Consider the following 25088-nt stretch of genomic DNA (forward strand, 5'->3'; position numbering starts at 1 on the left):
ACATACGGTATGTATGTAATTGTCGATGGTGACCGATTCCCGACTTCCCGGAGGCACGACATGGGTAACAGCACCGCACTCGGCCCGATCCACGATGTCGAACTGGCAGGCGGGCGGATCCGCTATCACGACATCGGCTCCGGCGCGCCGGTCGTCTTCGTCCACGGTCTGCTGGTGAACGCCGACCTGTGGCGGGCCGTCGCCCCGGCGGTGGCCGCCGCCGGGCACCGCTGCCTGGCCCCCGATTGGCCGCTGGGCGCGCATTCCGTCCCGGTGCCGGGCGCGGACCTCTCCCCCACCGGATTGGCCGATCTGATCGCCGATTTCCTGTCCGTCCTCGATCTGCGCGAGGTCACGCTGGTCGCCAACGACACCGGGGGCGCGATCACCCAGATCCTGCTGACCCGCAACCGGGACCGCATCGCGCGCGTCGTGCTGACCGACTGCGACGCCTACGACAAGTTCTTCCCGCAGCCGTTCACCGCGCTGCCGCGGGTGGCCGCCGTACCGGGGGTGCTGCGGATCATGGCCGAGCTCATGCGCTTCCGGCCCGCACAGCGCTCATCGCTGGCGCTCGGTCTGATGACCAAGCGGCCGATTCCCCCCGAGGTAGCCGATTCGTATCTGCTGCCGACCCGGCGGTCGGCGGCCGTCCGGGCGGATCTGCGGCGCATGCTGCGCGGCGTGCACAAGCGGTACACCCTCGCGGCCGCCGAGCACTTCGCCGAGGTGGATGTGCCGGTGCTGCTGGCCTGGGCACGCGAGGACAAGGTCTTCCGGCCGGACTTCGCGGAACGGCTGGCCGCGGATCTGCCGCAGGCCGAACTGCGCTGGATCGACGATTCCTACGTCTTCAGCGCGGAGGACCGTCCGGAGTTGCTCGCCGAGTTGATTGTGGAGTTCACTCGGCAACATGCCGCGCCGTAGCCAGGAGGATCGATCCCGTACCACCCGGGCCGCGCTCGAGGACGCCGGTCGCCGGTTGTTCACCGAGCGCGGCTACGCGGGCGTCTCGGCCGAGGAGATCGTCGCCGAGGCCGGAGTCACCCGCGGCGCACTGCACCACCACTACGGCGACAAACAAGGGCTGTTCATCGAGGTGCTGGAGAAATTGGAGACCGAGAACACCGCCATGATCGCGGCCGCCATCGCGGGCCTGCCCGATCCCGCCGATCTGATCGCCGCGATGGCCGCGGGCCTGCGCACCTTCCTGGACGTCAGCCGCCGGCCGGAGACCGTGCGCATCGCGATGATGGACGGCCCGACGGTGCTCGGCTGGGAACACTGGCGCGACATGGAGGCCCGGTACGGCCTCGGCATGATCACCGCCGCGCTGCAGGGCGCCGTCGACGCCGGCCTGGTCGCGCCGGTCCCGGTGCCGGTGATGGCACAGCTGATCCTCAGCGCCGTCACCGAGGCCGGCATGATCGTCGCGCACGCCGAGGATCCGGACACCGCTCGGGCCGAGGCGGAACAGTGCCTGATGCTGCTGATCTCCGGATTGGTACGGGCACCCGAAACCGACTGAGCCGCAACGGCTCACGATCATCCGGCTCCGTGCCGCCGGGCCGCGACCGCCCGGTCGTTGCTCCGGTCCGCCACCGCCGCGAGCACCGGGGCCGAGCGCAGGCCGATCGGCGTCAGCGCGTAGCTGATCTGCACCGGTCGCCGATCGAGCACGATCCGCTCGACGACCCCGGCATCCCGCAAACTGCGACGCCTTTCCGACGCAACCGGATTCGACCGGCTCCAGGTCCGCACCGACCGGGGTGGGCTGCCCGAACGACCGGTCATCGACTCGATCACCCGTTTCGGGGAACCGGTCGCTCCGCGACTGCGCTGATCCGGTCGACGGCGATTCGGTTGCGGTGCGGCCCTATTCGCCGACGGCGGCGCTGCGGCGACGGCGTTGTTCGACCGGGTCGGGCACCGGGACGGCGGCGACCAGGCGGCGGGTGTACTCCTCGGCCGGGTGGCGGAGGATCTCGTCCGCCGAACCCTGTTCGACCACGGAACCGTTGCGCAGCACCATGATTCGGGCGGCCAACTGGTCCACGACGGCGAGATCGTGACTGATGAACAGGCAGGCCCAGCCGAATTCGCCCTGTAGGTCGGCGAACAGCTCCAGCACCGTGGCCTGGACCGAGACGTCCAGGGCGCTGGTCGGTTCGTCCGCGATCAACAGGTCCGGATTCAGGACGAGCGCGCGGGCCAGGCTGGCGCGCTGGCGCTGGCCGCCGGACAGCTCGTGGGGATAACGGTTCTCGGTACCCGCGGGCAGTTGCACCGCGTCCAGTAGTTGCCGCACCCGGGTGCGCAGGGCCGGGCCGTTGGCCGCGCGGTGCACGATCAACGGCTCGGCGACGCAACGGCCCACGGTCAGACGGGGATTCAGCGAGGTGGCCGGATCCTGGAAGACGAAGCCCAGCCGCTTGCGCAACGGCCGCAGCCGACGCTCGGACAGGCCGGTGAGCTCGGTGCCGAGCATCCGGATCGTTCCGGAGGTGGGCCGTTGCAGTGCGGCGACACAGCGGCCGATGGTGGTCTTGCCGGAGCCGGATTCGCCGACCAGGCCGAGGGTTTCGCCGCGGGCGAGCCGCAACGAGACCCGGTCCACCGCGCGGAACGGCCGGCGGCCGAACGATCCCGGGAATTCGACCACCAGGTCCTCGACGGTCAGTACCGCGGCATCGGGTGCCGGAAGCTGTTCGGCGGCAACGCTTGCCGACGCGGGCGTTCGGGGTGTCGCGACCTCCTCGCGCGGGAGTCGTTCGGCGTCGCCCGAGGATGCGCCGGTGTGCATCCGGGGCACGGCGGCCAGCAGGTCCCGGGTGTACTGCGCGCGGGGTGTGGCGAAAAGGTCGTGCACGGTAGCGGTTTCGACGACCCGGCCGTACCGCATCACGACCACGCGGTCGGCGAGGTCGGCGACCACACCCATGTTGTGGGTGATGAGCACGATCGCGGCGCCGATCCGGTCGCGCAGATCCCGCAGCAGCTCCAGGATTTCGGCCTGGACGGTGACGTCCAGCGCGGTGGTCGGCTCGTCGGCGATGATCACCTGGGGTTCGCAGGCGATCGCGATCGCGATCATCACGCGCTGTTTCTGCCCGCCGGACAGTTGATGGGGATAGAAATCGACCCGGTGTTCCGGATCCGGGAGACCGACGGTGCGCAGCAGTTCGATCGCGCGCGTCCGGGCCGCGGCGCGGGTGGCGCCGCCGTGGGCACGGATCGCCTCCGCGATCTGGAAGCCCACGGTGAACAGCGGATCCAGTGCCGCACCCGGCTCCTGGAACACCATGGCGATCCGGCCGCCGCGGATCGCGGTCAGTTGTTTCTCGGACATCGCGGTGATCGGCCGATCGCCCAGCAGCACCGCGCCGTGAACCCGGGCGGTATCCGGCAGCAGGCCCAGTGCGGTGCGGGCGCAGACCGACTTACCGGAACCCGATTCGCCGACGATCGCCAGTACCTCACCCGGGAACACCTCGAACGAGACCTCGGTCACCGCGTCCACCGCGCCGGCGTCGGTGGCGAAGGAGACCGACAGCGCCGCCACGGTCAGGGTCGGGTTCGGTTGCGGCGCGGTGTGTTCCGCCGGTACCTCGGTCATGGTCACGCCTCCCCGCCGGTCGGTGTCGTGGTCGAATTCGATTGTGGCCCCGCGTGTTCCGGCGGCGCTTCGGAGCCGGTCGCGCCGTCACCGGCCGCCGCGACGGCCGCGCCGGGGATGCGGCGGGTGCGCAGCAGCGGATTGAGCACCTCGTTGAGGCTCTCGCCGACCAGCGTCATCCCCAGCACCACGAGAACGATTGCCGCGCCGGGGAATACGCCGGTCCACCAGATCCCGTTGGACACGTCGGACAACGCCTTGTTCAGGTCGTAGCCCCATTCGGCCGCCTGGGTGGGCTCGATGCCGAAGCCGAGGAAGCCCAGCCCGGCCAGCGTGAGGATGGCCTCGGCGCCGTTGAGCGTGATCAGTACCGGCAGCGATCCGGTCACATTGGCGAGGACGTGCCGGAACAGGATGCGCGCGGTGGAGGCGCCGGTGACCCGGGCCGCGTCGACGAACGGCTCCTGTTTCACCGCCACCGTCGCGTTGCGCACCACCCGGAAGTACTGCGGCACGAAGATCACCGTGATCGCCACCGCCGCCGACAGCACGCCGCCCACCCCGCTGGAATTGCCGCCCGCCACCACGATCGACACCACGATGGCCAGCAGCAGGGTCGGGAAGGCGTACATGGCATCGGTGATCAGGACCAGGACGCGGTCCGGCCACCGGCCGACGTAGCCGGACACCAAACCCAGTGGCACACCGACGAACATGGACAGCACCAGCGATATCGCGATGACCACCAAGGCCGTTCGCGCGCCGAAGATCACCCGGGAGAGCACGTCCTCACCGCGCACCGAGGTGCCGAACCAGTGCTGCGCGCTCGGCGCCTGCTGCCGCACGAAATCGACTCCCCCGGAGGAACTCTGGGAGAATCCGTACGGTGCGATCAACGGCGCGAACAGGGCCGGCAGCACGAACAGCCCGACCAGCACCAGCCCCGCGACCAGCACGGCACGCTGCGGGCCGCCGGTCGATCGGATCAGCCGGAGCAGACTCGGCGCACCGCGCCCGGCGGCGAGCGGGGTCGTGGCCGGCTCGGTGACCACCTCCGGTGCCGTCATCAGAACCTCACCCTCGGGTCGATCAGCGCCACGATCACGTCCACCACGAAGCTCACGACGGCCACCGCCAGCGCGATGAACGCCACGATGCCCTGAACCGCCACGAAATCGCGCGCCTGCAGATACTGGGCCAGCTGGTAGCCGAGCCCCTTCCATTCGAAGGTGGTCTCGGTGAGCACCGCGCCGCCGAGCATCATGGCGATGTACATCCCCATCACCGTGACGATCGGGATCAGCGCGTTGCGGAAGGCGTGCCGGCCGGTGACCACGCGCCGGGACAGGCCCCGCGCTCGCGCGGCGTCGACGTAATCGGTGCGCAGGGTCTGGATCAGATTGATCCGCACCAGCCGCAGGAACACCCCGCCGGTCAGCAGGCCGAGCGAAACCGCCGGCAGCACAGTGTGTTCCAGCACGTTCAGCACATAACCGGGATCGCCGTAGAGGATCGCGTCGATCAGCAGGATGTTGGTCTTCGGGGATACGTGCTGCAAGGCCAGTTCCACGTCGGTGTCGGCCCGGCCCGCCACCGGCAGCCAGCCCAGTTTCACCGCGAAGACCAGCTTGAGCAGCAGGCCGACGAAGAACACCGGCGCCGCGTAGACCAGTACCGCGAACAGCCGCAGGCCCACATCGGCGGCCGAATCACGATGTGTCGCGGCATATCTGCCGAGCGGTATGCCGATCGCGAAGGCCACCAGCAGGGCCCAGAACACCAGTTCCAGGGTGGCCGCGCCGTAATCGACCACCACCGTGCCGATCGCCCGATTGTCCTGGGAGCGGCCGAAATCGCCGTGCAGCAACCGGACCAGATAGTCCCGGTACTGGGCCAGGATCGGCCGGTCCAGGCCGGCGGCGCGCTTGCGCTCGGCGATCTGCTCCGGCGGTAGCCGGCCGCCCATCGCGGCGCTGATCGGATCACCGATCACCCGCATCAGGAAGAAGACGGCCGTCACCAGGATCCAGGCCGTGGGCACGATCAGCAGCAGCCGCAGCGCCAGGTACCGCAGCAGCATCCCGGAGCGGGATGTGCTGCGGCCCTGGCTGTTCCGGCTCGGCGCCGCATCCGGTCCGGACGGCGGCGCGGTCACCTCGGCGGTCACTTGCTCAGCACGCCGTAACGGAACTTGGTGGACAGATCCAGCGTCTTGTCGGCGCCGGACACATTCTTGCCGACCACCGCGACCGCCTCACCGGACAGCAGCGGGACGATCGAGACGAAGTTCTGCGCGAGATCGTGCTGCACCTGCGCGAGAATCGCCTTGCGCTTGTCCGCATCCGGCTGCGTCACCTCGGCGGACAGTTGCGCGGTCACGCCGGGGTCCTCGAAGTGGTTCTTCAGGAAGTTGTTCGGCCCGAAGAACGGGGTCAGATAGTCGTCCGGATCCGGATAGTCCGGGAACCAGCCCATCTGGAACACCGGATAGCCGTCCTGGGTGCGTTCCTTGTTGTAGCTGACCCATTCGGTGGACTGCAGGTTCACCTTGAACAGCCCGGTCGACTCCAGCTGATTCTTGATCGCCGCGTACTCCTCGGAGCTGGAGCTGCCGTAGTGATCGGGGTTGTACTGGAGGTTGATCTGCACCGGGACCGGCACCTTGGCATCGGTCAGGAATTTCGCGGCCTGCTCCTTGTTCGGCCCGGCGCCGTAGATCTCCTTGAACGGTTCGGTGGCGCCGGTGAAACCCTTTGGGACCGAGGAGTACACGGGCTTGAACAGGCCCTTGTACACGCCGGTCGCCAGCGCGTCCCGATCCACCGAGGAGGCGACGGCCTTGCGGACGGCCAATTTCTGCTCCGGCGAACCGCCGGGCATGGTGTTCAGGTTGAACACGATGTAGCGCAGTTCGCCACCGGGGCCGCTGAGCACCTGCACCTTGTCGTTGCCCCGCAGCGAATCCAGATCGGTCGGGGTGAGACTGCGGTAGGCGACATCGATCGCGCCGTTCTGCACGTCCAGCTTCAGATTCGACGCCTCCGCATAGTATTTCGTGGAGACGGTCGCGGTCTTCGGCTTACCCAGCAGCCCGTCGTAATCCGGATACTCCTGGTACTGCACGAGTTTGTTCTTGTCGTAGCTGGTGATCACGTACTGGCCGGAGAACGGCTTCGCCTTCACGATGTCCTCGTCGGCCAGCGTCTTGTCCGGCGGGAACACCTTCTCGTCCACGATCGGCCCGGCCTGGGTCGGCAGGATGGCCGGGAAGGTCTGATCGTTGGCCACCTTGAGCGTGAACGACACCGTGTGATCGTCGGGGGCGTCGGTGTGATCGAGGTTGTCCAGCAACGAGGCCGGGCCGTTCGGATCGTTGATCTTCACCATCCGATCGAACGAATACTTCACGCTGTGCGCGGTGAGCGGGTCGCCGTTGGCGAACTTCAACCCGGACCGGATCGTGCAGGTGTACACGACCGGTTGCGCGAACGCGCACTTCTCCGCCGCATCCGGCTGCGGAACCGCCTGTCCCGGAGCGAAATTCAGCACATGCTGATAGATCTGGGTCTCCGGCACATAGGAGCCCTGATCGTAGGCCGCCGCCGGATCCAGCGAATAGATCTTGTCGGTGGTGCCGATCGTCAGCCCCCCACCGGAACTCCCGCCGGTGCGGCCGGCGCCGCACCCGGCGACCGCGAGCACCGCCAGACTCGCCATTCCCAGTGCCGCAACGCATTTCACTCGATCCGACCGGATCGCCGACGGCCGTGTCGCCAAGGTCCGCATAACTGCCCCACTTTCGCTCGCGGCGCCCGGACCGGATCACGGCCCGGGTACGACCGCGGTGACTTCGGTATGCGGGGACAGTACCGGCAACGCATTGCCGATATGTTGCGTTTCGCAACAAAATAAATGGCAATGCGCGCGACAGCAGGTCACGCGGCGCAGAACGAGCCGCCGCGGCGCCGTACGGCGCCGCGGCGGACGGACTACGGACGGCTCAGCGCACTGGCATTCGCGTTGCCGCTCAACAACTCCGACTTGCCCGCGAGCAAACCTTCCAGCACGTTCTTGCCGATCGATGCCTCGGTGGGCAGCGCGATCGGGTACTCGCCGTCGAAGCAGGCGCAGCACAGCCGCGTGCGCGGCTGTTCGGTGGCGGCGACCATACCCTCCAGCGAGATGTAGCCGAGCGAATCGGCGCCGATCGAGCGACGCACATTCTCCACCAGGTCGTCCATCGACTCGGCGCCGTCGGGACCGGATCCGTTGGCGATCAACTCCGCCCGCGAGGCGAAGTCGATGCCGTAGAAGCACGGCCACTTCACCGGCGGGGAGGCGATCCGGACGTGGATCTCCAGCGCGCCGGCCTCGCGCAGCATCCGGATCAGCGCGCGCTGGGTGTTGCCGCGCACGATCGAATCGTCCACCACGATCAGCCGCTTACCGCGGATGACCTCGCGCAGCGGATTCAGCTTCAACCGGATGCCGAGCTGACGGATGGTCTGGCTGGGCTGGATGAAGGTGCGGCCGATGTAGGCGTTCTTCATCAAGCCCTGGCCGTACGGCACGCCGGAACCCTGCGCGTACCCGACCGCGGCCGGGGTGCCGGACTCCGGGACCGGAATGACCAGATCGGCCTCGACCGGATGTTCCTTGGCCAACCGGCGGCCGATGTCCACCCGGGTCGCGTGCACGGAACGACCGGCGATGGTGCTGTCCGGCCGGGCCAGATAGACGTATTCGAAGACGCAGCCCTTCGGCTCCGGCGCGGCGAAGCGCGAGGACCGCACCCCGTCCGCGTCGATCGCCAGCAGTTCGCCCGGCTCGATCTCCCGGACGAACGAGGCGCCCACGATATCCAGCGCGGCCGTCTCGCTGGCAACCACCCAGCCTCGGTCCAGACGGCCCAGGCACAGCGGCCGCACCCCGTGCGGATCGCGCGCGGCGTACAGCGTGTGCTCGTCCATGAAGGTGAGGCAGAAAGCGCCGCGCAGGGTCGGCAGCAACTCCATGGCCGCCTGCTCGATGCTCTTGTCGGCGGCGGCGTGCGCGAGCAGCGCCGTCATGACATCCGAATCGGAGGTGGCCGGAACCGTCGCGCCGGACAGCCGGCCCTTGATCAGGCCCTGCTCCCGGGCGCGGGCGGCCAGTTCGGCGGTGTTGACCAGATTGCCGTTGTGGCCGAGCGCCAGGCCGCTGCCCACCGCGGTGGTGCGGAAGATCGGTTGCGCGTTCTCCCAGGTGGTGGAACCGGTGGTGGAATATCGGCAGTGGCCGATGGCGACGTGACCGGGCATGGCGGCCAGTGTCTGCTCGTCGAAGACCTGGCTCACCAGGCCCAGATCCTTGAACACCAGCACCTGTGCGCCGTCGGCGACGGCGATACCGGCCGCCTCCTGCCCGCGATGCTGCAATGCGTACAGCCCGTAGTATGTGAGCTTTGCCACTTCTTCGCCGGGAGCCCAGACTCCGAACACTCCGCACTCCTCGCGCGGCTCGTTCTCGTCCTGATCTCCGGCAGCGGCGATCGGCGGATTGGGGGTGTGGACCGAAAGGTCGGCAGAGGTCACCGTTTGCTCCCTGTTCGGCGGTAGGGGGGCACTGATCAGTCTACGGGTCACCGAATGGCAACCCCGTCGCGGGTTCGGGCCGTCGCAACCCGTTTGCTGTTACGGTGCGACCCGTGACCGCCCCCGATGTCCCGGAGACGCGCCGGGTGTCGCTGCTGCGCAAGGCGATGCCGGTGATCGTGGTAACACTGCTGGCCGCGCTGCTGGGGGTGATGTATCTGGACTACGTCATCGATCCGGAGAAGAACCTGCACAACTTCCCGATGGCCCTGGTGAACCAGGACGTCGGCGAGACGATCGGGTCGCCCGGCCAGGAACGGCAGGTGAACTTCGGCGAGCAGGTCGCCGCCGGCCTGCGACAGTCCCTGCCCGGCGGCGAGATCGATCTCCGGGTGGTCGGCATCGACGAGGCGCAACTGCAGATGCAGGACGGCCGGGTCTACGGCGCGCTGGTCATCCCGAGCGACTTCAGCAAACGGCTCGGCATCCTCGGCACCGGCAGCGTGGTCCCCGGCGATATCGAGCGGCCGAGCCTGACCCTGGAGACCAACCCGCGCGTCGGCGTCTTCGCCACCGCGACCGTGCAGCGCATCGGCGACCGGGTGTTCGCGCAGGTCGACGAGCAGGTCGGCAAACAGCTGACCGATCAGGTGAACGCCCAGCTGGCCCAGGCCGGCAACCCGCCCGCGCTCAGCGCGGCCACCCGCCTGACCCTGGCCCGGCCGCTGCACCTCGACGTGCAGACCTTCCACCCGCTGGCCGCCGGCTCGGGCGAGGGCCTGACCGCGTTCTTCTACGCGCTGCTGCTGTTGCTGATCGGCGTGGTCGGCTCGATGATCGTGCACACCCTGATCGACTCCGCCCTGGGCTTCGTGCCGACCGAATACGGCCCGTGGTTCATCCACCTGCCGTTCACCCCGATCTCCCGGACCCGGACCCTGCTGCTCAAGTGGGCGATCTGGGCGGTCACGGCGGTCATCGTCGCGGCGGTGTTCCTCGGCATCGGCAAGGCCCTGGGCATGTCCATCGAACGCCCGCTGGCCCTGTACCTCTACAGCGTCTTCGCGATGATCGCGGTCGGCTGGACCGGCCTGGCGAATCTGGCCGCGATCGGCAGCGCCGGCCTGCTGGTGAACCTGATCCTGTTCGTCATCCTCGGCCTGCCCTCCTCCGGCGGCACCGTCCCGATCGAGGCCACCCCCCGCTACTTCGGCTGGCTGGCCACCTTCGAGCCGATGCACCAGGTCTTCCTGGCCGTCCGCGCGATCCTCTACTTCGACGCGAGCGGCCCCGCCGGTCTGACTCGCGGCTTCTGGATGACCGTCGTCGGCCTCGCGATCGGCATCGTGGTCGGCCTGGTGATGACCCGCTTCTACGACCGCCGCGGCCTGCACCGCCGCCCCGCCGACACCGGCCTGCACCACCGCCCGACCGGCCGGCACGAGGCCTGACCTACAGCCGCACCACCGGCAGCCAGTGCGCGAGCTCCGCTGCCCGCAACCCCGAGGAACTGACTACCCCCGAATCGACGGCCGCATCGAACGACAACAGTCCCGTCGCCAGCAGCAACCAGGTGCGCGGATCGGCCTCGAGCACATTCGGCGGGGTGCCGCGGGTGTGCCGCGGCCCCTCGATGCACTGCACCGCCACGAACGGCGGCACCCGCAACTCCACGGAATGCCCCGGCGCCACGGCCGCCAGACTGCGGGCCGTACCCCGCACCGCGGCCACGAGTTCGGCCCGCGCCGGCGCGGGCTGCGACTCGTCCCGCAACCACGCCGCCACTGCCGCCACCGCGGCCCGCACCGCGGCCGGATCCGCCGCCTGTCGCCCTGCCATCCCCCGAGCCTACGAAACCGGCGCCCGCCCGGGCATCGTCGGGCGATTCGCTGCGTGGGCCGGTGGTATCAGTCGACGCCGATGAGATGGCGGTTCAGGTCCGGTGGACGGACCGCGAGTTCCGGGCTGGAGGTGGTGTAGTAGTTCATGGCCACCACGACCCGCTTGGCGCCGTCCGTGGTGAGGCGGCGGACGTAGTGACTGTGCCGGCGAGCGTCGAAGAGAACGAGATGACCCGCACGAGGTTCCACGATGGAACAGTCGGCGTCGATCTCCGCCACCGAGCGGACATCGCCCCGGTTGGACACCGCGAGTTCCCCGCCGTCGCCGATGTGGTGGCTGGTGCAGTACAGCAGGGCCGCGATCGGATTGCTGTCGACGTGACATTCGTAGCGTTCGGTATCGCGCTGGACGTTGAGGACCATGCCGAACCGCGGATCGGACATGGACGAAACCTTCTCGGCCGAGATCGACTGTGCCATCTCGAGGAAGAGTCCGTCGTAGAGATCGGCCAGCCACGGCAACCGATTCCGCACGGTGACGCCGTCGACGATTCCGCAGGGAATCTGCTCCGAGGTGGTCGCCTCCCGGGAGGTCGAATGACTGCTGACGAGCGTCAGTTCCACGACTTCCTCCTTCACGACCTGCATGATCTGAGCCTGCCAATCGGGTGGTAGCAGCCTCTTCACATCGAAGGTCGTCCACCGGAAAAAGTTCATCCACCGGCCTTTCTCGGTTCTTGGTGATTGATACGTGGAGGGGAAGTGAGGAAAGCTCAGCTGCCGGTGGCGGGCGGCGCCAGTCGGTGGAGCACCCGCACGGCGGTCTCGATCCGTTCGGGGTCGAGCAGGAAGTACGCGTGCAGCGGGGATCCTGGCGGTTCGACGTAGCCGAGGCGTTTGTCGCTGGTTATGAACGGTGTGAGGTAGCGGTGGAGCACCGGGCTGTGACGCCGCATGCCGTCGACATCCAAGCGGAACAGACAACAGCCTACGTAGAAGCTGTCCTGGGCAACGTCGAACCGGCAGTGTCGCAGGTCGGTCTCGGTCAGGTTCTCCCCCAGTAACAGCGTGCGGTACTGGTGGATGACGGTGGCGTGGTCTTCGATGTCCGGCGACAGCACGTAATGATAGGGACGGCCCAGCGACAGGTTCGCGGCCGTGACCGCCAGGAAGTTGCCCGCCGTCACGCCCTGCTCGACATCGCTGTCGACCGGCACCAGATCGTCGGTGAGATCCAGGGTGACGATCGTGCTCTCTTCGCTGTAGCGCTCCAGTTCGAGGGCCTGTTCCTTGTCCAACATGCCGTTCAGCGTCGAAGCTCGTTTGCTCGCGACCTTGGCCGCCGCGTCGATCTGCGACGCGAGGATCTCGCCCACCTTCGCGACGAAGGCCGCCTGCGCCGCGATATCGGCCTGTACCAAGGAGATTCCGGCTTCGACGTAGCGCGTGATCGGCCCGTATTCCACGGCGCCGCCGTGCCCGCCGATCGTCGTGTCCGGGCCGAAGACCAGGAAATCGAGCGGCACGCTGAACAGCTCCGCCATCGCCAGCAGTTTGTCGAAGGTGGGAGTGGTCTGCCCGTTGATGTACTGCGACAACGCAGCCGGAGTGACGCCGAGCTGTTCACCGACCCGTCGCCGGTTGCCGTGGGACTCGCTGTCATCGATGAGTTGCTTGAGCATTGCGGGAAGCCTGACCTCGCGCATCGCCACCCCCTTTCGGCAACTCCGCACCCCGCGCGCGAAGCTGTGACGAGTCAGCCGTATTCGATTTAAGTCCGGCTTACCACTGGAAGAATAGTAGATAAGCGCTACTTGACAAGCCCTGGCTCGCGAGCCATTCTCGTGATGTCAGGGCTGTGGCGCACGCGGCGACCAGCCACTGATCCGTCGGAAGAGGTGTCTCCGATGTCCAGCAGTGTTCTCCCTGGTCACCATGCGGCCACCGAGCCCGAGTCCTTCCTGGCAGCGGCTCTGCGCACCGGTCGGGCGGTGGTCGTCGGCCACGGTATCACCGGCCACCATGTCGTTCACAGATTGTTCACTGAGTCCCAACGGGTTTCGCGTCCGATCCAGATTCTGTGGGTCGCCGATCACCACGACAGGCGGGTCGCCAGTTTCGGTGCCAGCGGATGGCACATGCCCTTCCTCGAGGGCGACCCGCGGATCGCCGCCTGGTCGCATCGCTCGTTCCACAGCTGGAACATCTTGTCCGAGTTGGGATTGGGCGACTACCGCGCCGCTGCGCCGAGTGTGCTGCTGACCCGCGACGAGCGGGTACCGGTGCCCCGCGGCTGCCCCGCGGTACCCGTCCCGGTCGATCCCGGCGAGTTCTCGGCGCCGTTCTACCGCCGGGCCGCCTACATCTCCGACGGGGCGGTCGTCTCCTCGTGCACCCTCATGCCGAATCTGTACCGGGCGGTATCGCAACTGCCCGGGGTACGCCCGATGCGCCGCCATATCCACGATATCGGCGAATTACTGGACCTCACACATGATTTCGGCGCCGAGGTGGCCTGCGTCGCCGCGGGCGACCGCGCCCAGTTCCTGCTCGACGACCAGCGCATCGAAGGCGATCTGGGGGTCGTCCTGCTCGCCGATCTCGCCCGGGTACCGCAGCCGCTGGATCGGATCGTGCTGATGGATGCCGACCGATACGACGAGCTGACCTACAGCATCCCGCATCGCTCGTGCGGGCATGTCTGCCTGGGTGGTTCGTCCGGCAGACTGGTCACCGAGCCGGAGGAGTACACCGAACTCGGGCGCGGGCTCACCGACCCGTCGCGGGTGCCGTCCTATGTCACCGCGCTCGTCGAGGAGATCCGCGACCGTGTCCTGCAACGGCTTCCGGTGCTGCGGCCGGCGCTGGCCCCGGGGGCATACCAGTACTGGTACGGCCTTCGCCCGCTCGCCGAACGCGTTATCGCCGAATGGATTCCGCGCAACCGGACCGGGTCGGTCGGAGTCCTGGAACTCGGCGGCCTGGGCGGTTCGGGATTCACCGTCGCTCCGGCCTTCGTCGAGGACGGCCTCGCGCTCCGCCGGCCCACTCCGCGGATGGAGTCCCACTTCGGCCGTCCCACTCCCGTCCATTCCTCGTAGCGAAGGCGCTGTCCGGCTCCGCGCGGAAGAATCCCGCGCGCGACCGCCCGATGCGAATTTCCGGCGCAGCGTTTAAACTGCGCTTGTATTTCAGTGCGTCATTGCTCGGTGCCCGGGGCCGAAAGACGAGGTACGGCTGATGGACCGTTCTGCGGTCGGAACACGCATGTCGGTGAGTTTCGCTCCGGCCGTGCTGTCCTCGCTGGCATCGCTGGCACGCGACCGAGCGACCCCGATGGAGACACTGATCGGAATCGCGGTCGCCGACCTGCTCGACTCGTTCGGAATCGATCGCGACACCGATATCACCGTGGTGGCGGCAATGGTGGAAATCGAGCACATTCCCGACCGGCGGCGCAGGCGCCGGAACTTCGATCCGGCCTGCGAACAGTCGGCACAACGGGATCTCGGGGTCGGTGAGGTACGTCTGGACGAACCGACGCTGGCCCGGCTGGCCGTGTTCTGCCGGGGCGCGGGCCTCAGCCGCGCCCGCGCGATCCGGATGGCAGTCGACCGATGCCTGTTCGACGAGGTCACCGGATCGGGATTCGAGGCGTCACCGGACCGGCCGCGATCGCCGAGCGCCCGACGGCCCTGACCGGCCTCAGCAGGCCGCGGCTCCGGTATCGTCCGATCCCGTTGCGGCGCATTGGATATCGGATCGCAGCCGGAGCAGCTCCGTGGCGGCCGCCACCGCGTCGGGAGTACCGATGCGGTGATAGATCTCGACCGCCTGCCCCAGTTCGCGCGGGACCGCGGCGACGCCGGTGACGACTCGGCACCGCGCGATCCCCTCCAGCGCTTGGGCTTCCCCGATCCAGCTGCCGACCTGACGCGCCAGCGCCAGCGCGTCGAGGAAGGTAGTCGACGCGGCGGCTGCCGTCGCCGTCTCGAACAGCAGCCTGCCCAGATCGATCAGGACCTCGATCTGGCCGAGCCGGTTGCCCAGCCGGTGGTACAGGGTCAGGGCCTGCTGATGCAGCTCGACGGCCTCGTCGTAGCGTCCGGTGCCGGTCCGCACGACGCCGAGATTGTGCAGGGCGTCGGCCTCGACCAGCCGATAGCCGAGGCGGCGGGAGAGGGTCAGCGCCGTGTCGTGCAGGTCGACGGCCTCGTCGTAGAGCCCGGTGCGGGTCCGGACGATACCGAGATTGTTCAGCGTGCTGGCCTCACCGCGCAGGCTGCCCAGCTCGTGGTAGAGGGCCAGCGCTTGGTGGTGGCGATCGACGGCCTCCCGGTAGTGCCCCGTACGGGTGCGCACGATGCCCAGATTGGTCAGCGCATTGGCTTCGCCGAGCCGGTTGCCCAGCTGCCGGTAGAGGGTCAGGGCCTGCTGGTGCAGCGCCACGGCCTCCTCACTGAAGCCGGTGCGGGCGTTCACGATTCCGAGGTTGTTGAGGGTATTGGCCTCTCCGAGCCGGAAATCGAGGTCGTGGTAGAGCGCCAGCGCCTGCTCGTAGCAGCCGACCGCCGCGGGGTAGTCGCCGGTCTCCTCGTGCAGGGTGCCGAGATTGTTCAAGGTGCTCGCCTCGCCCAGGACGTCACCGCAGCGGCGGTAGAGGGCCAGCGCCCGCTGATAGTGGGCGACGGCCGCGGGGTAGTCGCCGGTTTCCTCGCGGGCATCGCCGAGGTTGTTCAGTGCGTTGGCCTCCCCCAGGACGTTGCCGCGGCTGCGGTAGCGGGTGAGGGCCGCTTGGAAACACGCGGTGGCCGTGGGGAAATCCCCCGCCCGCCAGTGCGCGGCGCCGAGGTTGTTGAGCGCGCCGGCCTCTTCGATCTCGTCGTCGAGATCGTGGGCGACGGCGGCGGCCTGCCCGTGCAGCTGACACGCCAGCGGCCAAGGCCCGTCGCGATCCAGCAGCCCCGCCAGCAGTCCGATCAGCACCACCATCCGCGCGGGGCGGCGGGAAGCCACGTGTTCGACGCAGGCCAGCAGATTGTCGCGTTCCATCCGCATCCACTCCAGTGCCTGGACCTCGTCGCCGAACTCGCGCGCCACCACCGGATCACCGACCCGGTCGCCGGATGTCGAGTCCGGACGGGTCCGACGCGCGATCCAGCGGTCGGCCGCCGCGGTGGTTCGGTGGTAGTAGTCCAGCAGCCGGGTCTCCGCGTCGGCGCGTTCGGGTTCGGGCTCCGTCTGCGCCAGCGCGCGAGCGTATTCCCGGAGCAGGTCGTGCAGTCGGTAACGGCCACGGGCCGGCTCGTCGAGCAGATGGTCGGTGTAGAGCGCATCCAGCTCGGACCGCGCCGCGGCCACGTCGATACCGGCCAGCGCCGCCGCCGCATAGGCGTCGAGGTCGGGACCGTGGTGCAGCCCCAGGCGCCGGAACAGCCGCGCGCGTTCGGGGGGCAGATCCTGATAGGACAGGTCGAACGCCACCCGAACCGCGCGGGTTCGTGCGTCCGGCTCGCCGAGCCGGTCGGCCGTGGCCCCGAATTCCGCCGACAGGTCCGCGATGGTCCAGGCCGGGTGGTGGGCGAGCGGCGCCGCCAGCAGCGTGATCGCCAGCGGCAGGTGGCCACACTGTTGCACGAGCCGCTCGACCGCGGTGCGATCGGACGTGTCGCCGATCCGGCGATGGCTCAACGTCGCGAACAGTTCCACCGCCGAGCCCGGCGCGAGCGTGTCGAGCGCGAGCGGGACGGTGTTGCCGAGATCGACCAGACGCCGCCGGCTGGTCACCAGGGTGAGACAGCCGGGGGAGGCAGGCAGCAGCCAGTCGATCTGGGCCTCGTCGCGTGCGTCGTCGAGAACCAGCAGGACGCGCTTGCCCGCGAGCCGGTCCTGCCACAGGTCGCGGCGCGCCTGCAAGGAGTCGGGGAGATAGCGGGTGTCGACACCGATCCCGGTCAGCAACCCCGCCAGCACATCCGCCGGATCGGCGACCGTGCGCCCCGGCGTGTGGGCATGCAATTCGACGAAGTAGCGGCCGTCGGGGAAGCGATCGGCGAGCAGGTGCGCGGCCCGGATCGCCAGCGCTGTCTTACCGACACCGGGCATACCGTCGATGGTGTAGACCGGAATCCCGGACTCCGCGGCGTCCAGGATCTGCGCGAGCTCGGAGTCACGTCCGATCAGGGTGTACACGTCACGGCGCAATGCGGTCCGCAGCGCGTGACCCACCTCGGGGGCCGGCGTCCCCGGTGCGGGTGGGCGCGGTTCCCGCAGAATTCGGCGTCGCGTCTCGAGCCAGGCCGGCAGATCCTCTCGCGGGACACCGCAACACCACAGATAGATCTCCAGTCGGTTGTCGATATCCGGAGCGGCCCGGCCGCCTTCGAGCCGGTGCCCCTTCTCCATGGATTCGATGATGTTCTTCGTCAAATTGACATACGTCGCGGCACCGCTGTCCTTCCGGGCCGCGGCCCGGAGTTCGAGAGCGCGAATGGACAGCGCGGCCGCTACCCGGGTCCGTTTCAGAGTCGCACCGAATTCGGCGGTGGTGTGTACCGCTTGCAGATCTGCCCGGGTCGTCTCCCGATTCGATTTCTCGCTCATCGCATGTCTTTCTGAGTCTCGGCATCGGGTCGGTGGCTGCTTTCCGGTGTCCGGCAATGTCTTCCCTGTCCGCCGGACAGCCGTGAAATGCGCCGTACAGCCGCCCGCTTGTCTTCCGGGCTGTCGGACAGTGGCCGCCACCGGCTGTGCTGTTCCTGCGCCCACGAGGTCGCACACGAACCGGAGGACAGCAATGGACACGATGATTTCGACGGATATCACCGATGGCGACGGCTCTCGGCCGGCCGGCCGTACCGAATTCGGGAATCGGTGCGATACCGCCGTTTCCGCCCGGGAAAAAGGCATCGAATTCGCCGATCACGACGGCATGCGGCGGTATTTCTCCGCGCCGGAAATCGCACGCGCCGCGGACGGCGAGGTGGTGACCGCGAGCTGGGACCAGGCCGCGCGGACCTGGTCGGCGGCGCTGCGGGCCGCGGACCGTCACCGGCGTGCCGCAGACCCGGCCGTTCTCGCCGCGAGTCTGCTCACCAGCCTGCCTGCGCAGGTGGTGGTCGCACTGCACCGCTTCCGTATCGAGGGCTCGCCCAACAATGCCCTGGTGCTGCGTGGCATCTGCCCGGTACTCACCGATCTGCCCGCCACCCCCGCCACGGTCACCCCGCGCACGACGACCCGCACCGTCGAGGCCGCCGCACTGCTGCTGCTCGCCCTGACGCTGCCGCTGGGCGAGCCGTTCACCTTCCGGTCGCTGCACGACGGCCGGCTGGTCCAGCATGTCGTGCCCGTGCCCGGTCGCGAGTCCACCCGGACCGGCGCGAGCAGCACGGCGGCGCTGGGCTGGCACGTCGAGGACGGATTCACCGACGACCGCTGCGACTACTTCGGATTGCTGTGCCTGCGCGGCCATCCCGGCGTGCTCACGGTCCTGTCCCCGGCCCGGCGCCTGGACCTCGACGCCGCCGATATCGCGACGTTGCGCGCCCCGCGGTACTTGCTCGTGCCCGACGACGCCCATGTGGACGCCGACATCAGCGAGCAGACCCCGGTGCCGATCCTCACCGGCCCGGCCGAGGACCCCGAAATCTGCTTCGGCGAGGGTGACGTATGTCCGGCCGACCCCGCCGACCAGCGCGCGGCGGCGGCGCTGCACGCCCTGACCAGGGCCCTGGATCGCGGCGCGATCGGTCACGAACTGCGGCCCGGCGACGTCCTGATCGCGGACAATCGGCGAACGGTGCACGGCCGCAACACTTTTCGCCCCCGCTACGACGGCACCGACCGCTGGCTGCTGCGGGCGATGACCTGTGCCTCGATCCGGGCGCACCGCCGCCGTGGCGCACAGCGTGCGCTCGGCTGACCACCGCCGGACCACTCCCGTCCCTCTCTCCGAAAGCAGGGTGTCATGTCGTATCCCTCGATATCGCCGACCGCGAGGATCGCGGTGCCCGCCGAGCCCGTACCGGCGTACTCCGACGACGAGTTCAGCCCGCTGCTGGAGGTCGTCGTCGGCAACGCCGACGGTGCCCGGATACCGCCGCTGGACCGCTCGGCGTGGCTCAACCTCTACCCCGACCTCGACGCCGCCGAACTGGCACGAGTCAGGGTGGGACGCTTCCCGTCCCGGGTGCTCGCCGAGGCCGCCGAGGATCTCGACGGCCTGGCGGCCCTGCTGGAAAGCCTGGGCGTGCGGGTCGCGCGGCCCGCGCCGATGACCCATGACCGCGCGTTCGCCACCCCATGGTGGCGGACCAGCGGCTTCTACTCCTACTGCCCCCGCGACCTCGCCATCGTGATCGGCTCCACCATCATCGCCGCACCCAGCCCGGTACGAGCGCGGATGTTCGAGCTCGCGGGGTTGCGGGAGCTGTTCCAGCAGCGCATGCTCGGCGGCTCGGCCTGGATCGCCGCGCCGCCGCCGCAACTGCTCGACGAGCTCTATCCCGACGACGGCCACGGCCGTCCGATGCTGGGCGAGACCGAGCCGGTGTTCGACGCCGCCAACATTCTCCGCTGCGGCCGCGACCTGTTCTACCAGGTCTCCGGCAGCGGCAACGAACTCGGATACCGCTGGCTGCGGAACACGGTCTCCGCGCTGGGGGACTACCGCGTGCACCGGATCCGCGGCGTCTATCCCTACACCCACATCGATTCCACGATCAGCCTGCTGCGTGAGGGCCTGGTCCTGCTGAACCCGGACCGGATCCACGATCTCGCCCAACTGCCCGAGCCACTGCGATCGTGGGAACACCTGTGGTGCCCGCCGATGGCCCCGGCACCCACCCCGCCCGGTCATCCGTTGTCGTCGGAGTGGATCGGGATGAACCTGCTGATGGTGCGGCCCGACCTCGCCATCGTCGATGCCGGTCAGCCGGAACTCATCGCCACCCTGCGCCGCCACGGCATCGATGTCGCGCCCCACAAACTGCGCCACGCGCGCACCATGGGCGGCGGATTGCATTGCGTCACATTGGATCTGCGCCGCGAACACACCCGGGCCGACGGCCGGCGCCGGCCCGGCGTCAGCTGTTCGAGGCCGCGGATCCGATGAGTTCGCGCGCCTCGGCCACCGGGGGGACGGAGCGGTCGGGCAACGGCGCGAGGATTTCCCGCACCCGCTCCGGAACCTGGCCGACCCGGAACTCCTCCGGCAGCCGCAGCCATGTCGTGGTGATGGTCCGGCATGCACCCTCGAGCTCCCCTCGGTCGACGTGCGCCGCGGCCGCATCCAGGTACAGCAGGGAACGACCGACCAGATCGTGGCGCGACGGCGGCAGTTCCAGCACCCGATCGCGCAACGGAGCAGCCTCGGCATGGGCTCCGCACAGGGCCAGCGCATTGGCCTGGTTCCAGCGCAGCAGATACTCGCTGACGTGGAATCCGTCGGCGACGATCTCCTCGTCCGGCAGCAGCGCGAACATCCGATCCGCTCGCGTCACCGCAGCGAAGGTGGCCCGCCGGTTACCCAGGCGGGCCTGGATACCCGCCTCGGCGAGATATCCCAGGACCGCCACCCCGCAGGGCCGGTCCGCGCCCGCCGCCTGCGCGGCCAGCGCCGCGGTCAGGCCCGGCTTGAACTGCCGGTGAAAAGCGCACGCGTCACCGGTCCAGCCCGCGATCCAGGCCTGCACGGTCTCGTCCTCTGCGGCCCGGGCCGCCCGGCGCGCGATCCCGAACCATTCGAAGGTGTCGGCGACCGCGCCGACATCGGAGAGCCGGATCGCGATCAACCCGGCGTTCTTCGCGTAGACCCGTTGCAGTCTGCGCCGCATCGCCGCACCGCTCGTGGTCAGCAATCCCGCCTGGACCCGAGCCAGGTCCATCATCCGCGCCGGAATGAACTCCGCGGGCGGGGCCGACTGCAACTGCCGACCGCTCTGCTCGACCAGTTCTTCGAGCAGGCCGACATACCCCGCGCCCGCATGGCGCCCACTCGGCGGGTCGAAGGTCCCGCCGAACAGCCCGGCCGGGACGAGTGTCGCACCGGCAGCGACGAGTCCTGTGAAATTGCGACGATTCATGGCGTCCTCGGGTTCGTTCCGCGGGAACGAATCCTCCTCCGAGTAGTCGCTCCCGAATCCGAGCCGGTCCGGCCGGCTCTGATACAAGAAACACAGCGCATCCATGTAGTGCGGTGACGGGACGTCCTGCCCTTGTTCCCACTGCGACAACCGCTGATGCCCCAGACCGTCTGCGGGAGTACCGCGTTCGGCGAGTACCTGCTTCAGCGCCTCGACCGCCTCGACCAGGGTGTAGCCCCGGGCCGCCCGATGCGCCCGCAACAGCGACACCGCGCAATGCCGGTGTACCGCGCGGGCGGCGTCGTGATCGGAACCGCCGGAATTCTTGACCTCGCGAGCGACCCGACGCGCGCAACGCATCGAGTGTGGGCTTACCGCCATGTGCACCATCCATCCCCTGGGCCCCGCCGGTTGCACTGTCGTTGATGCTAACCCCGCGCTCCTACCCTGTCGACGTCGGGAAATGTCTTGCACGCGATGCGTGCAGAATCCATCCGCATACCGCGAAAACACCCGCATCGGCTCGTGATGTGCGGGCTCGGCGGCCATTCTCGACACGTCGCCGTTGCGTCCGGGTGCCATCCCCACCCGGTGTCGACGGTCGCACACGTTCCCGGGTGGCGGGACGAGGGGTACCGCCTCCCGGGGACTTCTCCAGGTCTTTCGTAAGAAGGAATCCGGCAGGATCACGGAACGAGGTTCTCACCCATGAATTCAGCAGAAACACGGTCGTTCACCTCGCAGGCGCCGGCAGATCGCGGTGCGGAGAGCGGAATCGGTGGTGCCGCACCGCCTCCGGTGGAAGTCGAAACCCTGGTCCGCGGATTCCTCGCGCTCGGCGCCACCATCGTGTGGGTATTCCTGGCGATGGTCTCCGTCGCCCAGACATCGCCCGATGCCGGCGCCCCGGCTCCCGCGGTCGCGCACGTCGGCTCACGGTGAAGGTGTGATCATGTCCGATCTCACCGTCGTGCCGACGGCCGGGCGAGCGACTTCGCCCGACATCGAAATAATCTGGGACACAAGTAGTCTCACCGCTCTGGCCGGTGGGATCCGGTGGATGAACGATCGTCTCGCGGTCGCGGGAACGAGGGCGCTCGGCACCATGTGGGCCTGCTACGGCCTCGCGGTGTTCGGCCTGGCTCCGCTCATCGATCCGGGGCGCCAGGCGACCTATCTGTACCTGTCCAATCTCGTGCAGCTGATCGCCGTGCCGATCCTGATGGTCGGCACGGCGCAGGCCAGGTCCGACATCCCCACGGTTCCAAGGGTTTCTACGCGGCGCGAGCCGCCCGGCGCGCAAGCCGCACTGCCAGGCGAGGCGCGATCGCACCTCCGGCGTTGACGGCGAGGTGCAGCAGGGCAGGCGCGCGGACGGTGCCGGTGCGGCGGCGCAGTTCCGACAGGGCCGCCCCCGCGACGGCGGTGGCGGCCACGGTCGTGGCGACATCGTCACCGGCCGCCCGCGCCGGTTCGATGTGCCACAGCCCGAAAAGCATTGCGCCCATGATATTTCCGGTAGGTCCGAGGGTGGATTCCAGCAGCGGATCCAGGGTCGCGCGGAAGATCAGCTCCTCCGGATAGACGGTCCCCCACGGAATCTGCACCCCCGCCCATTCGGCGAGCGAGACATCCGGTGATCGATCCGGGATCTGTGCGAGCCGGGTTCGTGAGGCCGGAACTGCCAGCGCCACAACATAACCGAGAACGACGAGAACCGCGGGGAGCAGCACGACAGCCATGCCGCGTCGATCAGCGCCTACGGGTCGGCGCGGCGGGCGACTGCTCTCCCTACGGCTGCCTGTGCCTGTGCCTGTGCCTGTGCCTGTGCCTGTGCCTGATGAAACTCCGAATCGCCTGTGCTGCAAGGTATTATCGCCACCCGTACCCCTACCGTGTCGAGACCGGGATCCCGGCAGTACCCGACTGCCGAAGGCGGCGGCATATGTGGTGGCGAACAGGACGTTGGCGGTGGTGCGGCCGCGCGGGCCGAAATGCAGTCGCGGCAACAGTAGGTTGTTCCACAGCGGCGGTAAGGCCGTGGCGGCGAGGAGGTTCGCGGCGGCCCGGGATCTCACTTGACGACGCGTTCGTAGGTTTCGGCCAGTTCCAGGTCGGTGCGGATCCGCTCGTTCTCCTGCGGGGTCCAGTCCGGGGGGCGCAGGACGGCGGCCCAGGCGTCGAGGACCAGGCTGCCGTAGTTGTGGCCGTGGCCGTCGGCGACGCTCTGGGCGTTGGTCAGGTCGGCGGCCACCTGCCAGAAGGTGACGAACGGCCACCAGCGCATCTGGCGGGAGACGTCGGGGCCGCGGGGTTCGGACAGCCAGGCGGGGCGGGAGAAGATGAGGTCCGGTGACCACCAGACGATCGGGTCGGAGGCGTGCTGGAGGTAGGCGATGCGCGGTTGCCGCCAGTCGGCGGAGGGCTGGTTCAATTCGTCCGTGGCGGAGGCGAATCGGACCACCAGGCCGTCGGCGTAGACCGGTTCCACCTCCGGGGTGCCCGGGTCGCGGCGGGCGACGAACTGACTCCACAGCCGGTTCGAGTTCGGGGGGCCCACCCAGAGTGCGCCGTCGACCTTGTCGCGCAGGTCGCCCAGTCCGCCGAAGGCCGCCTCCGAACCCTGTGAACCCAGGCTCTCGCCGTACACCACCAGCTTCGGCCGGGATTGCGGTGGTCGCGCGGACCAGGCGGTGTAGACCGCGTCGAACATCTTGCGGCCCGCCGCGGCCACCTTCTGCCGGTCGGCGAGGAAGGACAGCACGCTCGGCAGATACGAGTACTGGGACGCCACGATCGCGGTGTCACCGTGGTAGAGGTACTCCAGCGCGGCCGCGGCGGTCGAGTTCACCCAGCCGGTGCCGGTGGTGGTGACGATCGCGAGCACCTTCCGGTCGAAGGCGTGGGTTCGTTCCAGTTCGGCCACCGCCAGTTGTTCCTGGGTGCGGCCGCCGGTCGCCGAGTCCAGGCCGGCGTAGATCCGGATCGGCTGCCGCGCAGGGGCATTCGTGGCCGCCGAGATCAGCAGCGGGTCCGGGCCGTGCGAGACGAACCAGCGGCCCTCGGAGCCGAGGGTGTCCCAGGCGGCCAGCGACGCCGGGCTGCCGGAACGCTCCGGCGCCCGCGGCTGGACGGCGTAGGGGGTCACCTTGTCGTTGCGGACGCTGAACGCCGAGTTGGCGACCGCGAAGAACGCCCGGGTCGCGATGCCGTTGAACAACAGCACGATCAGCACCGCCAGCAGTGCCGCGCCCACGCCCGGCGCGAATCGTGGCGGCACCCGCACCCAGCGGCTGAGCTCGCGGGCGAAGAAGCGCACGATCTCCCGCAGCGTCCGGTAGCCGGCCACCACGGCGATGCCGACCGCCAGGCTCAAGCCGCCGGTTCGCAGATATGCCGCGCGGGTGGTGCCGGGCATATCCATCAGCGTGTAGATCTGCCGCTGCCAGTCCGCCGACAGCACCAGCATGTAGGCGGCGACCAGTCCGCAGCCGATCAGGATCACGATCTTCAGCGCGTACTGCCCGGGGATCGGCAGCGGCCGCCGACGCAGCCGCGGCCGCACCCAGCGCCGGAATCCCCACTCCAGCAGGCAGCCCGCGCCGTAGCCGATCGCCGCGTTGATCCCACTGATCAATCCCTGGAACAACCAGTCCCGCGGAACCAGCGAAGGCGTCACCGACCAGGCGAAGAACACCGTCCCGACCACCAGGCCGACATAGTTCAGGCCGATCACGTCGATCTCGATGCGGCGCAACACCCGTACCGCGCGCTGCCCCGCCGACCGGCTCCGGCGGACGACGACCCCGCCGCGTACGCGCTGCGGGGTCGTCGATTCCGCGATCTCGGAGGCTTCCGGCACCCGTCAAGTATGGCCAACCCGGCGCCGCGAACGCGGGCACCGCACGGTGACCGGCCAACTCGCCGCGAACACTGCGGGACCGCGGGCCGGATCCCGAGCAGTCGAACACTC

General features: G+C 68.8%; 22 protein-coding genes. 9 read left to right on the plus strand and 13 right to left on the minus strand.

Annotation, left to right across the window (positions count from 1 at the left end):
* Positions 1–60: 60 nt before the first annotated feature.
* Together G361_RS0133230 and G361_RS0133235 are read left to right on the plus strand one after the other, a co-directional pair.
* Entirely contained in the window at positions 61–927 is an 867-nt protein-coding gene (locus G361_RS0133230) for an alpha/beta fold hydrolase (protein WP_019931458.1), read from the plus strand.
* A complete protein-coding gene (locus G361_RS0133235) occupies positions 914–1528 on the plus strand; it encodes a TetR/AcrR family transcriptional regulator (RefSeq protein ID WP_019931459.1) in 615 nt (204 codons plus the stop codon). The genes G361_RS0133230 and G361_RS0133235 overlap by 14 nt, the downstream gene beginning before the upstream one ends.
* Before the next feature lie 17 nt (positions 1529–1545).
* Here the strand turns inward: G361_RS0133235 and G361_RS49900 are convergent, their stop codons facing one another.
* The 6 genes from G361_RS49900 to purF form a co-directional block, all read right to left on the minus strand.
* Positions 1546–1794 (minus strand): winged helix-turn-helix transcriptional regulator, encoded by a 249-nt coding sequence (locus G361_RS49900; RefSeq protein ID WP_155981936.1) that lies wholly within the window; start codon positions 1792–1794, stop codon positions 1546–1548.
* A gap of 82 nt (positions 1795–1876) precedes the next feature.
* Positions 1877–3616: an ABC transporter ATP-binding protein gene (locus G361_RS0133245; RefSeq protein ID WP_026343803.1), complete on the minus strand. Its 1740-nt coding sequence runs from the start codon at positions 3614–3616 to the stop codon at positions 1877–1879.
* 2 nt (positions 3617–3618) lie between these two features.
* Positions 3619–4683, minus strand: a complete 1065-nt coding sequence (locus G361_RS0133250; protein WP_019931462.1) for an ABC transporter permease — start codon at positions 4681–4683, stop codon at positions 3619–3621.
* On the minus strand, positions 4683–5696 hold the full coding sequence (locus G361_RS0133255) for an ABC transporter permease (RefSeq protein WP_155982012.1): 1014 nt from the start codon (positions 5694–5696) through the stop codon (positions 4683–4685). Before G361_RS0133255 ends, G361_RS0133250 begins: the two co-directional genes overlap by 1 nt.
* A gap of 83 nt (positions 5697–5779) precedes the next feature.
* Entirely contained in the window at positions 5780–7333 is a 1554-nt protein-coding gene (locus tag G361_RS0133260; RefSeq protein WP_019931464.1) for an ABC transporter substrate-binding protein, read from the minus strand.
* Between the two features lie 272 nt (positions 7334–7605).
* Complete coding sequence (gene purF / locus G361_RS0133265; RefSeq protein WP_019931465.1) at positions 7606–9189, minus strand: amidophosphoribosyltransferase; 1584 nt, start codon at positions 9187–9189, stop codon at positions 7606–7608.
* Positions 9190–9302: 113 nt separating this feature from the next.
* Here purF and G361_RS0133270 point away from each other — a divergent pair, with 113 nt between their 5' ends.
* Positions 9303–10640: an ABC transporter permease gene (locus tag G361_RS0133270; protein WP_019931466.1), complete on the plus strand. Its 1338-nt coding sequence runs from the start codon at positions 9303–9305 to the stop codon at positions 10638–10640.
* A 1-nt stretch (position 10641) separates the two neighbouring features.
* Here G361_RS0133270 and G361_RS0133275 read toward each other — a convergent pair whose 3' ends face one another.
* The 3 genes from G361_RS0133275 to G361_RS45780 all read right to left on the minus strand — a co-directional run bounded on the left by G361_RS0133275 (position 10642) and on the right by G361_RS45780 (position 12736).
* Positions 10642–11028, minus strand: coding sequence for a sterol carrier family protein (locus G361_RS0133275; protein ID WP_019931467.1), 387 nt, complete (start codon positions 11026–11028; stop codon positions 10642–10644).
* A gap of 68 nt (positions 11029–11096) precedes the next feature.
* Positions 11097–11678, minus strand: coding sequence for a 2OG-Fe(II) oxygenase (locus tag G361_RS0133280; RefSeq protein ID WP_196814710.1), 582 nt, complete (start codon positions 11676–11678; stop codon positions 11097–11099).
* 125 nt (positions 11679–11803) lie between these two features.
* Complete coding sequence (locus G361_RS45780) at positions 11804–12736, minus strand: helix-turn-helix domain-containing protein (protein WP_019931469.1); 933 nt, start codon at positions 12734–12736, stop codon at positions 11804–11806.
* 201 nt (positions 12737–12937) lie between these two features.
* Here G361_RS45780 and G361_RS0133290 point away from each other — a divergent pair, with 201 nt between their 5' ends.
* Together G361_RS0133290 and G361_RS0133295 are read left to right on the plus strand one after the other, a co-directional pair.
* Entirely contained in the window at positions 12938–14131 is a 1194-nt protein-coding gene (locus tag G361_RS0133290) for an FAD-dependent oxidoreductase (RefSeq protein ID WP_019931470.1), read from the plus strand.
* A 139-nt stretch (positions 14132–14270) separates the two neighbouring features.
* Complete coding sequence (locus G361_RS0133295; protein ID WP_155981938.1) at positions 14271–14729, plus strand: hypothetical protein; 459 nt, start codon at positions 14271–14273, stop codon at positions 14727–14729.
* A gap of 6 nt (positions 14730–14735) precedes the next feature.
* Here the strand turns inward: G361_RS0133295 and G361_RS45785 are convergent, their stop codons facing one another.
* Positions 14736–17633: a tetratricopeptide repeat protein gene (locus G361_RS45785; protein WP_019931472.1), complete on the minus strand. Its 2898-nt coding sequence runs from the start codon at positions 17631–17633 to the stop codon at positions 14736–14738.
* A gap of 193 nt (positions 17634–17826) precedes the next feature.
* On the opposite strand from G361_RS45785, the gene G361_RS47520 reads away from it, so the two are divergent.
* Both G361_RS47520 and G361_RS45795 read left to right on the plus strand, forming a co-directional pair.
* Positions 17827–18954, plus strand: coding sequence for a TauD/TfdA family dioxygenase (locus G361_RS47520; protein WP_019931473.1), 1128 nt, complete (start codon positions 17827–17829; stop codon positions 18952–18954).
* 45 nt (positions 18955–18999) lie between these two features.
* The gene (locus tag G361_RS45795; RefSeq protein WP_019931474.1) at positions 19000–20145 is read left to right on the plus strand and encodes a hypothetical protein; all 1146 of its coding nucleotides are present in this window, start codon (positions 19000–19002) and stop codon (positions 20143–20145) included.
* Here G361_RS45795 and G361_RS0133315 read toward each other — a convergent pair.
* The gene (locus tag G361_RS0133315) at positions 20117–21496 is read right to left on the minus strand and encodes a helix-turn-helix transcriptional regulator (protein WP_155981939.1); all 1380 of its coding nucleotides are present in this window, start codon (positions 21494–21496) and stop codon (positions 20117–20119) included. The genes G361_RS45795 and G361_RS0133315 overlap by 29 nt on opposite strands.
* Before the next feature lie 327 nt (positions 21497–21823).
* Between G361_RS0133315 and G361_RS49905 the strand changes: the two genes are divergently transcribed.
* The gene (locus G361_RS49905; RefSeq protein WP_155981940.1) at positions 21824–22057 is read left to right on the plus strand and encodes a hypothetical protein; all 234 of its coding nucleotides are present in this window, start codon (positions 21824–21826) and stop codon (positions 22055–22057) included.
* 10 nt (positions 22058–22067) lie between these two features.
* Positions 22068–22460 (plus strand): hypothetical protein, encoded by a 393-nt coding sequence (locus G361_RS47525; RefSeq protein ID WP_155981941.1) that lies wholly within the window; start codon positions 22068–22070, stop codon positions 22458–22460.
* On the opposite strand, the gene G361_RS45805 is transcribed toward G361_RS47525, so the two are convergent.
* Together G361_RS45805 and G361_RS0133335 are read right to left on the minus strand one after the other, a co-directional pair.
* A complete protein-coding gene (locus tag G361_RS45805) occupies positions 22390–22857 on the minus strand; it encodes a CPBP family intramembrane glutamic endopeptidase (RefSeq protein ID WP_019931478.1) in 468 nt (155 codons plus the stop codon). The genes G361_RS47525 and G361_RS45805 overlap by 71 nt on opposite strands.
* A 332-nt stretch (positions 22858–23189) precedes the next feature.
* On the minus strand, positions 23190–24977 hold the full coding sequence (locus G361_RS0133335; RefSeq protein ID WP_019931479.1) for an alpha/beta-hydrolase family protein: 1788 nt from the start codon (positions 24975–24977) through the stop codon (positions 23190–23192).
* Positions 24978–25088 lie beyond the last annotated feature (111 nt).

Origin of the sequence: Nocardia sp. BMG111209 (genome assembly GCF_000381925.1) — a bacterium.
GTDB lineage: Bacteria > Actinomycetota > Actinomycetes > Mycobacteriales > Mycobacteriaceae > Nocardia.

Coding starts and splice junctions, on each gene's coding strand:
- G361_RS0133275 (WP_019931467.1), bottom strand. CDS start 11,028: ATGGCAGGGCGACAGGCGGCGGATCCGGCCGCGGTGCGGGCCGCGGTG.
- G361_RS45805 (WP_019931478.1), bottom strand. CDS start 22,857: ATGGCTGTCGTGCTGCTCCCCGCGGTTCTCGTCGTTCTCGGTTATGTT.
- G361_RS0133255 (WP_155982012.1), bottom strand. CDS start 5,696: ATGCTGCTGCGGTACCTGGCGCTGCGGCTGCTGCTGATCGTGCCCACG.
- G361_RS47520 (WP_019931473.1), top strand. CDS start 17,827: ATGGACACGATGATTTCGACGGATATCACCGATGGCGACGGCTCTCGG.
- G361_RS49905 (WP_155981940.1), top strand. CDS start 21,824: ATGAATTCAGCAGAAACACGGTCGTTCACCTCGCAGGCGCCGGCAGAT.
- G361_RS0133250 (WP_019931462.1), bottom strand. CDS start 4,683: ATGACGGCACCGGAGGTGGTCACCGAGCCGGCCACGACCCCGCTCGCC.
- G361_RS0133245 (WP_026343803.1), bottom strand. CDS start 3,616: ATGACCGAGGTACCGGCGGAACACACCGCGCCGCAACCGAACCCGACC.
- G361_RS0133290 (WP_019931470.1), top strand. CDS start 12,938: ATGTCCAGCAGTGTTCTCCCTGGTCACCATGCGGCCACCGAGCCCGAG.
- G361_RS45795 (WP_019931474.1), top strand. CDS start 19,000: ATGTCGTATCCCTCGATATCGCCGACCGCGAGGATCGCGGTGCCCGCC.
- G361_RS49900 (WP_155981936.1), bottom strand. CDS start 1,794: ATGACCGGTCGTTCGGGCAGCCCACCCCGGTCGGTGCGGACCTGGAGC.
- G361_RS0133295 (WP_155981938.1), top strand. CDS start 14,271: ATGGACCGTTCTGCGGTCGGAACACGCATGTCGGTGAGTTTCGCTCCG.
- G361_RS0133315 (WP_155981939.1), bottom strand. CDS start 21,496: ATGGCGGTAAGCCCACACTCGATGCGTTGCGCGCGTCGGGTCGCTCGC.
- G361_RS0133230 (WP_019931458.1), top strand. CDS start 61: ATGGGTAACAGCACCGCACTCGGCCCGATCCACGATGTCGAACTGGCA.
- G361_RS0133260 (WP_019931464.1), bottom strand. CDS start 7,333: ATGGCGAGTCTGGCGGTGCTCGCGGTCGCCGGGTGCGGCGCCGGCCGC.
- G361_RS47525 (WP_155981941.1), top strand. CDS start 22,068: ATGTCCGATCTCACCGTCGTGCCGACGGCCGGGCGAGCGACTTCGCCC.
- G361_RS0133235 (WP_019931459.1), top strand. CDS start 914: ATGCCGCGCCGTAGCCAGGAGGATCGATCCCGTACCACCCGGGCCGCG.
- G361_RS45785 (WP_019931472.1), bottom strand. CDS start 17,633: ATGAGCGAGAAATCGAATCGGGAGACGACCCGGGCAGATCTGCAAGCG.
- G361_RS0133280 (WP_196814710.1), bottom strand. CDS start 11,678: ATGCAGGTCGTGAAGGAGGAAGTCGTGGAACTGACGCTCGTCAGCAGT.
- G361_RS45780 (WP_019931469.1), bottom strand. CDS start 12,736: ATGCGCGAGGTCAGGCTTCCCGCAATGCTCAAGCAACTCATCGATGAC.